Consider the following 12,720-nt stretch of genomic DNA (forward strand, 5'->3'; position numbering starts at 1 on the left):
TTATTCGCGTCTGAAAAGTATATTTTTTCAATAGGTTACACATGAATCCTGATATTCCACTGCAACTCCTGGGCGGCATCACGGCACGGGAGTTCCTGCGCGACTACTGGCAAAAGAAACCGCTGCTGATCCGCCAAGCCATCCCCGACTTCGAAAGCCCGATCGACGCCGACGAGTTGGCTGGCCTGGCGCTTGAAGAAGAGATCGAGTCGCGCCTGGTGATCGAGCACGGCGAACGCCCGTGGGAGCTGCGTCGCGGCCCATTTGCCGAGGACGAATTCAGCAAGCTGCCGGAGCGCGAGTGGACCCTGCTGGTACAGGCTGTCGATCAGTTCGTCCCGGAAGTCAGCGAGCTGCTTGAACATTTCCGCTTCCTGCCGAGCTGGCGCATCGATGACGTGATGATCAGCTTCGCCGCCCCCGGTGGCGGCGTAGGCCCGCATTTCGACAACTACGACGTGTTCCTGCTGCAAGGCCATGGCAAGCGCAACTGGAAAATCGGCCAGATGTGCGACTCCGAGAGCCCGCTGCTGCCGCACGCGGACTTGCGCATCCTCGCCGATTTCGAAGCCACCGACGAGTGGGTGCTGGAACCGGGCGACATGCTCTACCTGCCACCTCGCCTGGCCCATTGCGGCGTCGCCGTGGATGATTGCATGACCTACTCGGTGGGTTTCCGCGCGCCCAGCGCGGCCGAGGTACTGACACACTTCACCGACTTCCTCAGCCAGTTCCTGCCTGACGAAGAGCGCTACACCGACGCCGATGCGCGACCTGTCGCCGATCCGCATCAGATCCAGCACGACGCCCTCGACCGACTGAAGGGCCTGCTGGCCGAGCACATGAGCGACGAACGCCTGTTGCTGACCTGGTTCGGCCAGTTCATGACCGAGCCGCGCTACCCGGAACTGGTGGTCGGTCCAGAAATGGAAGAAGACGACCTGCTGGCCGGCCTGGAACAGGGCGCGGTGATCATCCGCAACCCGAGCGCCCGCCTCGCCTGGTCGGAAGTCGATGATGACCTGCTGTTGTTCGCCAGCGGCCAAAGCCGTTACCTACCGGGCAAGCTGCGTGACCTGTTGAAGATGATTTGCGCCGCCGAGGCGCTGCACATCGAGAACCTCGGGCCATGGCTGGCCGATGAAGACGGTCGCGGCCTGATCTGCGAATTGGTCAAACAAGGCAGCCTGGGGTTCGCCGATGAATAAAATTCACGTTCGTGTCGCAGACTGGCAAAAGGATAACGCCGAGATCCGGCGCATTCGTGAAACGGTGTTCATTGCCGAGCAATCCGTGCCACCGGAGCTTGAGTGGGATTCGGATGACCAGGAAGCGGTGCATTTCCTGGCCTACGAGGGCGACTTTCCCATCGGCACCGCACGCCTTCTGGTCGACGGCCACATCGGTCGCGTTTCGGTCCTCAAGGATTGGCGCGGCCTGAAGGTGGGCGATGCGCTGATGCACGCGGTGATTGCCGAGGCCGAGAAACGCGGCCTCCAGCAACAGATGCTCAGCGCGCAGGTGCATGCCACGCCGTTCTATGAGCGACTGGGGTTCGCGGTGGTCAGCGAGGAATTCCTCGAAGCCGGGATTCCACATGTGGACATGGTGCGTCATTCAACCTGAACACCGCTGGAAGCAGCAACACAATACCCTGTGGCGAGGGAGCTTGCTCCCTCACCACAAAAGCATCCTGCAACGCCCAAAACGCCCCGCCATCCACCGATGCCGGGGCGTTTTGCCGTCTACCATTCAACTTGCCCCATCCGGGGCCGACAAACTGGCAATATCTAGCCTTTGTCTCGCGGAGAAATGGACATGTCCCTACGTACCCTGCTGACCACCTTGCTGCTCGGTTGCAGCCTGTCAGTCATGGCCGCCACCGAAATCGTGCCGCTGAACTACCGAACCAGCGCGGACCTGCTGCCGGTGGCGCAGAATTTCATCGGCAAGGACGGTCAGGTCAGCGCCTATGGCAACCAGTTGATCGTCAACGCTGAGCCCGGCAAGATTGCCGAGCTTCGGCAATTCCTGGCCCAACTGGACACCGCCCCCAAGCGCTTGCTGATCACCGTCGATACCAACGAAAACAACCTGCAGGGCGACCAGGGCTATTCCATCAACGGCGCCGCCCCGAGCCAGACCCGCATCATCAACCGCAGCACGGCCAGCCGTGACGGTGGCGTGCAACAGATCCAGGCCAGCGAAGGCCAGCCGGCGTTGATCCAGGTGGGCCAGAGCGTGCCGTTCACCAGCAACCAGACCGACAGCTACGGCCGCATGCAAAGCCAGACCGAATACCGCAACGTCACCCAAGGTTTTTATGTGACAGCCAGCGTCACTGGCGAGACCGTTCATCTGAACATCAGTACCAACCGTGACCGCATGAGCCAGGAACGTCCCGATGTAGTGAACGTGCAAAGTACCGACACAACCGTCAGCGGTCGCCTGGGCGAATGGATCACCCTGGCCGGCGTGAATCGCCAGACGCAAGCCGATAAACAGGGCCTGACCCGCAGCTACTCGACCCAAGGCCGGGATGACATGATTTTGCGGGTCAAGGTCGATACCCTGAACTAAAGCACCAAAAACTGACTGATGAGTCGTATTAGACCAAAGATGTAGTGCCTGAAAAAAAGCACTACAAAACGTTTGACGAGCCAAAAAACCGAAGGCATGATGGCCTCGCTCCCGCTAATCAGGGGCCCTGGCAAGGGCCTTCGGGTCGACGCTTGCAACTACCCTGCGAGCCGATTCGTGTCTGTACCGCCCACAAGGTGTGTTTGACGAGGTTGCGACTGGAACGAAGTTGTCCCGAGGGACGGAAGCGTAACTAGGTAACCCGGCATCACTCTGAGTTCGTATCAAGGCCCACGACGCCCGAATGCGCCCGCAGTTCGCCTCTACCTGCTCACTTTCCCCTCGAGCCCATCGTTCATCCCGTCGCCTCCCCACCTGAACCGACTTGTACGCCAACTCCCTGGTCGGCAGGAGCAGGAATTTTCCACCCCAGACCTATGCGACGAGGTTTATCTCCATGGCACTGACACGCGAACAGCAAATTGCAGCCCTTGAAAAAGACTGGGCTGAAAACCCGCGCTGGAAAGGCGTGAAGCGCAATTATTCCGCTGCTGACGTCGTCCGCCTGCGTGGTTCGGTTCAACCTGAGCACACCTTTGCGAAGATGGGCGCCGAGAAGCTGTGGAACCTGGTCACCCAGGGCGCCAAGCCAGCCTTCCGTCCCGAGAAAGATTTCGTCAACTGCATGGGCGCCCTGACCGGCGGCCAGGCTGTGCAGCAAGTCAAGGCCGGCATCCAGGCGATCTACCTGTCGGGCTGGCAAGTGGCGGCGGACAACAACTCCGCCGAATCCATGTACCCCGACCAGTCGCTGTACCCGGTGGACTCGGTTCCAACCGTGGTCAAGCGCATCAACAACTCGTTCCGCCGCGCCGACCAGATCCAGTGGAAAGCCGGCAAGAACCCAGGCGACGCAGGCTACATCGACTACTTCGCGCCGATCGTGGCTGACGCTGAAGCCGGTTTCGGCGGCGTACTGAACGCCTACGAGCTGATGAAAAGCATGATCGAGGCAGGCGCCGCCGGCGTTCACTTCGAAGACCAACTGGCCTCGGTGAAAAAATGCGGCCACATGGGCGGCAAAGTATTGGTGCCAACCCAGGAAGCCGTGCAGAAGCTGACCGCTGCCCGTCTGGCTGCCGACGTTGCCGGCACGCCGACCATCATTCTGGCGCGTACCGACGCTAACGCGGCCGACCTGCTGACCTCCGATTGCGACCCGTACGACCAGCCATTCGTGACTGGCGAACGTACCCAGGAAGGCTTCTACAAAGTGCGCGCTGGTCTTGACCAAGCCATCGCCCGCGGCCTGGCCTACGCCCCGTACGCCGACCTGATCTGGTGCGAAACCGCCAAGCCGGACCTGGACGAAGCCCGTCGCTTCGCCGAAGCGATCAAGAAGGAATACCCGGACCAACTGCTGTCGTACAACTGCTCGCCTTCCTTCAACTGGAAGAAAAACCTGGACGACGCGACCATCGCCAAGTTCCAGCGCGAACTGTCCGCCATGGGCTACAAACACCAGTTCATCACCCTGGCCGGCATTCACAACATGTGGCACAGCATGTTCAACCTGGCGCACGACTACGCCCGCAACGACATGACTGCCTACGTGAAACTGCAAGAGCAGGAGTTCGCTGACGCCGCCAAAGGCTACACCTTCGTGGCCCACCAGCAGGAAGTCGGCACCGGCTACTTCGACGACATGACCACCGTGATCCAGGGCGGCACCTCGTCGGTGACCGCACTGACCGGTTCGACCGAAGAAGAACAGTTCCACTGATCAAAACGTGTAAACGGCCCTTGCGGACCGAATAAAAGCTAACCGCAAAGCCGATGATTTGAAGCCCCGACTGGTTCGGGGCTTTTTTTCTATTGTTTGGGAAATTGCGGAACCCGCAATTCCGATATCCGCCTTTTCCTGCACTGACAGCTTGCAGGACCTCAGACTATAAAATTCACCAGGCGGTTCGGCACCACAACCATCCTGACAGCCCCCTCCAGACGCTTGTGTAATAGCGCATCGGACGATACCCGTAGCCGTATCGCCTCATGGTCGGCATCGGATTCGATCATGATCTCGCCGCGCACCTTTCCGTTGACTTGCACGATCATCTTTACTTCGTCCTGCGTCAGCGCGTCCCCGTCCGGCATTGGCCATGAACTGTCATGGATAACGCCCGCATAACCCAACTCCCCCCACAAAACGTGAGAAACGTGCGGTGTTACCGGATACAAAACCTGCAATAGGATAGCCATACCCTCACGAACAATTGTCGGATTCGCGGTCTTGGCACCCTCGAGCACCTTGAGGATTTTCATCGCGCCCGAGACAACGGTGTTGTATTGCAGCCGCTCGAAGTCCCTGTTGATCTGCTGCAACAGACAATGAACCTCATGCCGCACACGTTTCGACTCGGCAGACTCCCCAAGCTGATCGCTCGCGTCAAACCGAGCTCCGCAATCGTGGGCGAAGCGCCAGAGCCGGCTCAAAAAACGATAGGCGCCCTCCACGCCGCTGTCACTCCATACCGTGTCCTGGTCAGGCGGACCGGCAAAAATCGTGAACAGTCGAGCAGTGTCGGCCCCGAACTTGGCGATAATCTCCTTTGGCTCGACAACATTGTTCTTGGATTTGGACATTTTTTCCGCACCGCCTATATCGACTGGCAAACCATCCTCCAGCGATATCGCCTTGATCGGGCGGCCCTTGTGGTCATATTCGACAGCGACTTGCGCGGGGTAGAACCATTGGCGGCTGCCGTCGGCCTTTTTCCGGGAGTAACTTTCGCGGAGCAGCATTCCTTGGGTGAAGAGACTCTTGAACGGCTCACTGAAGTCGACCAAGCCTTCGTCACGCATCGCCCGGGTCCAGAACCGGGCATAGAGCAGGTGCAGCACAGCATGTTCGATGCCGCCGATGTACTGATCGATCGGCATCCAATAGCGACTGCCAGGCCCGACCATGGACGCGTGATTGTCTGGATCGCAATAGCGCATGAAATACCAACTTGAATCGACGAAGGTATCCATGGTGTCGGTTTCACGCAGTGCAGGAGCCAAGCAAGACGGACAGGCTACGTGGCGAAACCCGTCATGGGTAAGTAGCGGGTTCCCACTGCCGTCCGGGATGCAATCATCAGGAAGTACGACCGGCAAGTCCGAATAAGGCACCGGAACGTCACCACATAGCTTGCAGTGGATGATCGGAATGGGGGTCCCCCAATACCGCTGTCGAGAGATTCCCCAATCGCGCAGGCGCCAAGTAGTCCGTTGCTCACCTTTCCCACATTCCACCAATGCAGTGGTTATGGCCCGGGCCGCCTGAGCGACGGATAGCCCATCGTATATGCCTGAATTCACCACGCGGCCCTCACAACGAGCGTAGCTATCGGACCAGTTACGCGGATCGTAAACATCGCCTTCATGGGCGATGACTTGGCGAACGGGCAAATCATATTGCCGAGCGAATTCGAAATCACGCTCATCGTGGGCGGGCACCCCCATCAGCGCACCCTCACCATATTCATCGAGTACATAGTTGGTTATCCATAACTCGATAGGCTCCCCGCTCAACGGATGCTCAACCTTGAAACCGCAAGGGACACCCAATTTGCCAAGCGCCTCGTCAAAATCCTTGTTCCGACACGCCGTCATCAATGGTTCAAGATCGGGGTTGAGCTCCAGGGCTCGCTTAGCTAGGACATGCTCAGGGGAGATGGCGCAGAACGTCACCCCCATCAGCGTGTCGACTCGCGTCGTGAACACCCACAACTCACCTCCTTCGATCAGTCGCCCGGCAACGTCTCGTATCTGGTGGGAAAATGCCAGGCGCACACCCGTCGTCTTGCCGATCCAGTTGCGCTGCATGGCGCGCACCCTGTCCGGCCAGCCATCCAATGTGTCGATCGCGCCGAGCAACTCCTCGGCATACTGAGTAATGCGTAGGTAATACCCAGGGATCTCGCGCTTTTCAACGACTGCCCCCGAACGCCATCCCCGACCGTCGATCACCTGTTCGTTGGCCAGAACCGTTCGATCGACCGGGTCCCAATTCACGGTTTGGGTTTGTTTATAGACAACACCTTTTTCCAGCAACTGGAGGAAAAACCACTGGCTCCACTTGTAATACTGCGGATCACAAGTGGAGACCTCCCGCGACCAATCGAAGGCAAATCCCAGCGGCTGCATTTGCGACCTCATGTCGGCAATGTTCAGTTGTGTCCACTGCGCGGGTGAAACGCCGGACTTCATCGCCGCGTTTTCCGCCGGCAATCCAAAGGCATCCCAACCCATCGGCATCAACACATTGAAACCTTTCATCCGCAAATGACGCGCCAACATGTCGTTGATCGTATAGTTGCGTACATGCCCCATGTGCAGCTTTCCCGATGGATAAGGCAACATGGAGCAGGCATAGAACTTCGGTCGATGATCGTCTTCGACGGTCTTAAATGTATCGGTATTACGCCAACAGGCTTGCGCAGCGCGTTCAACCCAGGCCGCATCGTATTCTGATCGCATAGATAGTCCTCAATTTTCAATCTTAACGTTCGAAATGGCCCGTTTTCTTCTAAGGATTTGGAAGCGTATTTCAGACTGTACCTTTAGCTTCTGCCCCGCTACGTCGCGATAATTTCTTTGATCGAGCGCCAATCCAAAAAAAGATTGCTCCTAATACGATACCCAGTCCGCCATAAAACGCCCAACTCAATTTAAAACCAACACCCGCAATCAGCGAGGCCCCAAGCCCGACAGATACTATTCGCGCGCCAGCCAGCACAACCGGCACAAACGAAAAAAGCGCAGCTTGGGAAGTCAAAGAAACCTTCTGTGAAATGAGGGCAGTGATATAGGTCACACTCAGAATTTCGCCCAGTGTCCAAAAAAATACAAACAAAAGAATCAGGACCGTATGTTCGAAGATGGCATAGGCGCCAAAGCCAATACTGTAAAAAATCGCAGCAAGCGCGAAATTTGTGAGTGGCCCTAAACGCGATGTTAATGCGATTAATGGCTGCGTCAGCAATATCACCAGCAACGCGTTGACGATACCTACCGCACCGAACAGGCTCGCTGCCTCACCTGCCGTTAGCTCCGTAAGCCATAAAGGCAAGTGGTACTCACGCTGCGCATCCAGTACCGCCAGCGCAAAAAACATGGCCCCTGCCAGTACCACAATCCTCGGCAGGTTAACTATCAACCCCTTCGAGGATTCCACTGTTGCATTAGCGCTATGGTGATTTGTCGGAAGCCGAAGAGCGACACTTGAGGCAAGACATAACAGACTCACAAGCGTAGCAAAAACAATGAGGTAAACGCTGCCCAGCCCCAGCAAGTATCCGCCAATGACAAATAGCAGGGCTCCCCCCAGATTGCTGGCAAGATGCAGATACCCAAAAAAAACGATGCGGTTGCTATCGTTAGCCGCCAAAGAGGTCAACAGACTGAACACGGGGGTAACCAGCCCTGCAAAGAACATGAACAGCAAAACCGTTGCAACGGATGCAACCGGCGCCCCAAGCAACATCGCGCCCAGCAAGCATACAAACGAACAAAAAGATGAACTTGCCAACAATATTCTGAACGAATAATGCTTGACCAATACGCCTCCAAACAAGTTTCCGACAAGAAAAAATACCGACATCAGTGTTATTACCACCGCGACCTCGGAACTATCGAAATGGTAATGACGCTGTAAAAATAACGCCGCAAAAGGGCCCAAAGCATTCGCCATGACGAACAGCAATCGAAGCACCACCACATTGCGCATGTTGCTGTTCAAATTGGTCATTATTACCAAAGATCTCACTACCGAAGGGTTTCCTTTCCATCAATCCTGCGTTCCTGATCACCGACTCCCTGCATTATCGCCATTTTAAATGCCTGGAGATCAGAAGGCGCCGGAACGACCACGCGCAAAATGTTTTCAAGCAATCCGAAACTGTGAGGATATTTTGAGCAATCGCATATGCGAATATTTGCCTTGGCGAAAGCCTTCGCGAGACGACCGTCACGCTGATCTTCCAGCAGCAAAAAATTTGTTTCGCTGTCGAAAACAACACATTTTGAAATGGAAAGCCAGATAAAAATACTTTATACGTTCGAGCATTAGCCTCGCCCACCCCTCCGCCAACAATCAACCCAAAAATCCCGTAAAACGTACAGCCTAGGAACACTCCGGCATACAAAACGCAACGCTCCGTAGGAAATTACTTACAATTACCACCAACGTATTATTCCGCACTCAATGTTTATAGAAAGCCATAACCGCAGCATCGAAACCGCACTTTTATTTTTGATTTATCTAATCTGCACTCGGGCCAAGTTGAAGACACCGCAAGTGCTACCGACCTTGCCTTGAATGGCCCGGCGCCAAGCACTGATCTCAACCGAATGACGGGAAGCACCAGAAACGGGATGACTCCATGCCATGCGCCGAGTCTTTACGATTCAAAGGTCCTGCGGCTTTGTGGCTGAGCTATGGTTGCCATAGCCAGCCGGAGACATGGGTCACCCGGGGGACAAGCACAAATAAGGCACTGCAGAGCCAGCCAAAGAAAGCCACCTCGTTTCTCCATGCGGTTTCGCTGAAGCAACCTACGCTATAGAAGCAAGTCCGCACCTGTGGGAGCCTGACTCACCTGCGTCGAACGACAATGCTGTCTGCCTCGGGACCGCATCTGTGACATCGCAAGCGAGCTTGACTCCCACAGGAGCGGCCCTGCTACGGAGCCGGCAGCCAGAGCGCCACACCACATTTCGTCGATGCGCTCCGACAAAAAATTGATCGAACGCAGTATCGGGCAGTCTGAAAAGGAGTAAAACGGCCGCCGCCGACAGCAGTAGTTGCGACGAGACAAAGCAGGTTCTCAGTTACAACATCAAGATCCGACAGGAATACCACCACAAACAATAACAATTATCATTTGAGAATCATCATCATTGTTACATCCGATAAGAAATTCTATCGAGAATTTAACAGCCAATCCCCACTGGGCCGGGGCTGCGAGGTCACGGAGGCGCGCTATGTCCTTATTCCAATAAATAATTTCGCCATTGGAATTTTACTTGCCCGGTGTTTAGCCATAAAATCACCGCGATTGATTGCTGCGACATATCGTCACTGCGTTATTTCTTTTCAAGCTCAGAGACCTTTGCTCTCTGTTAAGGATTTCCAGCATGCCCGAAGCGACAGGACTCATGGCCCACAACTGGGGCTTTGCCATTTTCCTTCTGGGCGTCGTCGGCCTGTGTGCCTTCATGCTCGGCGTGTCGAGCCTGCTCGGGTCAAAAGCCTGGGGCCGCAGCAAGAATGAACCGTTCGAGTCCGGCATGCTGCCTACCGGTGGCGCCCGCTTGCGGCTCTCAGCCAAATTCTATCTGGTCGCGATGCTGTTCGTGATCTTCGATATCGAAGCCCTTTTTCTCTTTGCATGGTCTGTGTCCGTCCGCGAAAGCGGCTGGACCGGATTCGTCGAAGCTCTCGTTTTCATAGCAATTCTGTTGGCAGGTCTTGTCTACCTTTACCGGGTGGGGGCTCTTGATTGGGCTCCGGAAGCTCGGCGCAAGCGGCAGGCGAAGCTGAAACAATGAGGCTTTGGCAATGCAATACAATCTCACCAGGATCGACCCCGATGCTCCTAACGAGCAGTATCCGATCGGCAAGCGGGAAACCGTTTCCGATCCGTTAGAAGATCAAGTCCACAAGAACATCTTCATGGGCAAGCTCGAAGACGTGCTGAACAGCACGGTCAACTGGGGTCGCAAGAACTCCCTGTGGCCGTACAACTTCGGCCTTTCGTGCTGCTACGTGGAAATGACCACCGCCTTCACGGCGCCCCACGACATCGCGCGCTTTGGCGCCGAGGTGATCCGGGCATCGCCGCGCCAGGCGGATTTCATGGTTATCGCCGGTACGCCGTTCTTGAAAATGGCCCCCATCATCCAACGCCTGTACGAGCAGATGCTGGAACCCAAGTGGGTCATTTCCATGGGCGCCTGTGCCAACTCCGGCGGCATGTACGACATTTATTCCGTGGTCCAGGGAGTCGATAAATTCCTCCCGGTGGATGTCTATGTGCCCGGCTGCCCGCCCCGCCCCGAAGCGTTCCTGCAAGGCTTGATGCTGCTGCAGGAATCCATCGGCCAGGAGCGTCGCCCACTGTCCTGGGTCGTCGGTGATCAAGGCGTCTACCGCGCCGACATGCCGTCGCAAAAGGAACAGCGCCGCGAACAGCGAATCGCAGTCACCAACCTGCGCAGCCCCGACGAAGTCTGATCCAGCTCTGTTCTGTAGAAGAAACGAGAACCTGGCTTCATTCTTTACGTTGACCGAAAGCGATAAATAACCATGACTACAGGCAGTGCTCTGTACATCCCGCCTTACAAGGCAGACGACCAGGATGTGGTCGTCGAACTGAACAACCGCTTTGGCGCCGAGGCGTTCACCGCCCAGGCCACCCGCACCGGCATGCCGGTGCTTTGGGTTGCCCGCGCCAAACTCATCGAAGTCCTGACATTCCTGCGTAACCTGCCCAAGCCGTACGTCATGCTCTATGACCTGCACGGCGTGGACGAGCGCCTGCGCACCAAGCGCCAAGGGTTGCCGGGCGGCGTCGACTTCACCGTGTTCTACCACCTGCTGTCGGTGGAGCGTAATAGTGACGTGATGATCAAAGTCGCCTTGTCCGAGAGCGACCTCAGCGTACCGACCGTGACCGGCATCTGGCCGAACGCCAACTGGTATGAGCGCGAAGTCTGGGACATGTTCGGCATCGACTTCCTGGGCCACCCGCACCTGACCCGCATCATGATGCCGCCGACCTGGGAAGGTCACCCGTTGCGCAAGGACTTCCCGGCCCGGGCCACCGAGTTCGACCCGTACAGCCTGACCCTGGCCAAGCAGCAGCTCGAGGAAGAATCCGCGCGCTTCAAGCCTGAAGACTGGGGCATGAAACGTTCCGGCGCCAACGAGGACTACATGTTCCTCAACCTGGGCCCGAACCACCCTTCGGCCCACGGTGCATTCCGTATCATCCTGCAACTGGACGGCGAAGAGATCGTCGATTGCGTCCCGGACATCGGCTACCACCACCGTGGCGCCGAGAAGATGGGCGAGCGCCAGTCCTGGCACAGCTATATTCCGTACACCGACCGCATCGACTACCTCGGCGGCGTGATGAACAACCTGCCGTACGTCCTGTCGGTGGAAAAACTGGCGGGCATCACGGTGCCGGACCGGGTCAACGTGATTCGCATCATGATGGCCGAGTTCTTCCGCATCACCAGCCACCTGCTGTTCCTGGGGACCTACATCCAGGACGTGGGCGCCATGACGCCGGTGTTCTTCACCTTCACCGACCGCCAGAAAGCCTACACCGTGATCGAAGCCATTACCGGTTTCCGCCTGCACCCGGCCTGGTACCGCATCGGTGGTGTTGCCCACGACCTGCCGCGTGGCTGGGAAAAGCTGGTCAAGGACTTCGTCGAGTGGATGCCCAAGCGCCTGGACGAATACACCAAGGCTGCCTTGCAGAACAGTATCCTCAAGGGTCGTACCGTCGGCGTCGCCGCGTACAACACCAAGGAAGCACTGGAATGGGGCGTCACCGGCCCGAGCCTGCGCGCCACCGGCCTGGACTTCGACCTGCGCAAGGCGCGTCCGTACTCCGGCTACGAGAACTTCGAATTCGAAGTACCGCTGGCGTCCAGCGGCGATGCCTACGACCGCTGCCTGGTTCGCGTCGAGGAGATGCGCCAGAGCGTCAAGATCATCGAGCAGTGCATGCGCAACATGCCGGAAGGCCCGTACAAGGCGGATCACCCGCTGACCACGCCGCCGCCCAAAGAGCGCACGCTGCAACACATCGAGACCCTGATCACGCACTTCCTGCAGGTTTCGTGGGGCCCGGTCATGCCGGCCAACGAATCCTTCCAGATGATCGAAGCGACCAAGGGCATCAACAGTTATTACCTGACGAGCGATGGCGGCACCATGAGCTACCGCACCCGGATTCGCACCCCAAGCTTCCCACACCTGCAGCAGATCCCTTCGGTGATCAAAGGCAGCATGGTCGCGGACATGATTGCGTACCTGGGTAGTATCGATTTCGTTATGGCCGACGTGGACCGCTAAGC

Annotated in this window: 9 protein-coding genes; 7 read left to right on the forward strand and 2 right to left on the reverse strand. The window is 57.1% G+C overall.

The annotated features are described in order from the left end of the window. The first annotated feature begins 41 nt into the window (after positions 1-41). From HU806_RS01165 to aceA, 4 genes are all read left to right on the forward strand, one after another. A complete protein-coding gene (locus HU806_RS01165; protein WP_186609309.1) occupies positions 42-1,208 on the forward strand; it encodes a ribosomal protein uL16 3-hydroxylase in 1,167 nt (388 codons plus the stop codon). Then, positions 1,201-1,626, forward strand: a complete 426-nt coding sequence (locus tag HU806_RS01170; RefSeq protein WP_186609311.1) for a GNAT family N-acetyltransferase — start codon at positions 1,201-1,203, stop codon at positions 1,624-1,626. Before HU806_RS01165 ends, HU806_RS01170 begins: the two co-directional genes overlap by 8 nt. A 192-nt stretch (positions 1,627-1,818) precedes the next feature. Further along, positions 1,819-2,580, forward strand: a complete 762-nt coding sequence (locus HU806_RS01175; protein WP_186609313.1) for a secretin N-terminal domain-containing protein — start codon at positions 1,819-1,821, stop codon at positions 2,578-2,580. Between the two features lie 457 nt (positions 2,581-3,037). Beyond that, complete coding sequence (aceA, locus tag HU806_RS01180) at positions 3,038-4,363, forward strand: isocitrate lyase (RefSeq protein WP_186609315.1); 1,326 nt, start codon at positions 3,038-3,040, stop codon at positions 4,361-4,363. A 161-nt stretch (positions 4,364-4,524) separates the two neighbouring features. On the opposite strand, the gene leuS is transcribed toward aceA, so the two are convergent. Next, positions 4,525-7,104, reverse strand: a complete 2,580-nt coding sequence (gene leuS / locus HU806_RS01185; RefSeq protein WP_186609321.1) for a leucine--tRNA ligase — start codon at positions 7,102-7,104, stop codon at positions 4,525-4,527. A 70-nt stretch (positions 7,105-7,174) separates the two neighbouring features. Further along, positions 7,175-8,374, reverse strand: a complete 1,200-nt coding sequence (locus HU806_RS01190; protein WP_186609322.1) for an MFS transporter — start codon at positions 8,372-8,374, stop codon at positions 7,175-7,177. Between the two features lie 1,388 nt (positions 8,375-9,762). Here HU806_RS01190 and HU806_RS01195 point away from each other — a divergent pair. The 3 genes from HU806_RS01195 (at position 9,763) to nuoC (ending at position 12,718) form a co-directional block, all read left to right on the forward strand. After that, the gene (locus tag HU806_RS01195) at positions 9,763-10,176 is read left to right on the forward strand and encodes an NADH-quinone oxidoreductase subunit A (RefSeq protein WP_030141323.1); all 414 of its coding nucleotides are present in this window, start codon (positions 9,763-9,765) and stop codon (positions 10,174-10,176) included. A gap of 10 nt (positions 10,177-10,186) precedes the next feature. After that, positions 10,187-10,861, forward strand: coding sequence for a NuoB/complex I 20 kDa subunit family protein (locus HU806_RS01200; protein ID WP_186609323.1), 675 nt, complete (start codon positions 10,187-10,189; stop codon positions 10,859-10,861). 72 nt (positions 10,862-10,933) lie between these two features. Continuing rightward, positions 10,934-12,718, forward strand: a complete 1,785-nt coding sequence (nuoC, locus tag HU806_RS01205; protein WP_186609324.1) for an NADH-quinone oxidoreductase subunit C/D — start codon at positions 10,934-10,936, stop codon at positions 12,716-12,718. The last annotated feature ends 2 nt before the right edge of the window (positions 12,719-12,720 follow it).

Origin of the sequence: Pseudomonas sp. SWRI154, assembly GCF_014268645.1 — a bacterium.
Taxonomy (GTDB): domain Bacteria; phylum Pseudomonadota; class Gammaproteobacteria; order Pseudomonadales; family Pseudomonadaceae; genus Aquipseudomonas; species Aquipseudomonas marvdashtae.

Bases quoted from the DNA above. Each gene is read 5' to 3' on its own strand.
- nuoC (WP_186609324.1), top strand. From the start codon at position 10,934: ATGACTACAGGCAGTGCTCTGTACATCCCGCCTTACAAGGCAGACGAC.
- HU806_RS01170 (WP_186609311.1), top strand. From the start codon at position 1,201: ATGAATAAAATTCACGTTCGTGTCGCAGACTGGCAAAAGGATAACGCC.
- aceA (WP_186609315.1), top strand. From the start codon at position 3,038: ATGGCACTGACACGCGAACAGCAAATTGCAGCCCTTGAAAAAGACTGG.
- HU806_RS01165 (WP_186609309.1), top strand. From the start codon at position 42: ATGAATCCTGATATTCCACTGCAACTCCTGGGCGGCATCACGGCACGG.
- HU806_RS01175 (WP_186609313.1), top strand. From the start codon at position 1,819: ATGTCCCTACGTACCCTGCTGACCACCTTGCTGCTCGGTTGCAGCCTG.
- leuS (WP_186609321.1), bottom strand. From the start codon at position 7,104: ATGCGATCAGAATACGATGCGGCCTGGGTTGAACGCGCTGCGCAAGCC.
- HU806_RS01200 (WP_186609323.1), top strand. From the start codon at position 10,187: ATGCAATACAATCTCACCAGGATCGACCCCGATGCTCCTAACGAGCAG.
- HU806_RS01190 (WP_186609322.1), bottom strand. From the start codon at position 8,374: ATGACCAATTTGAACAGCAACATGCGCAATGTGGTGGTGCTTCGATTG.
- HU806_RS01195 (WP_030141323.1), top strand. From the start codon at position 9,763: ATGCCCGAAGCGACAGGACTCATGGCCCACAACTGGGGCTTTGCCATT.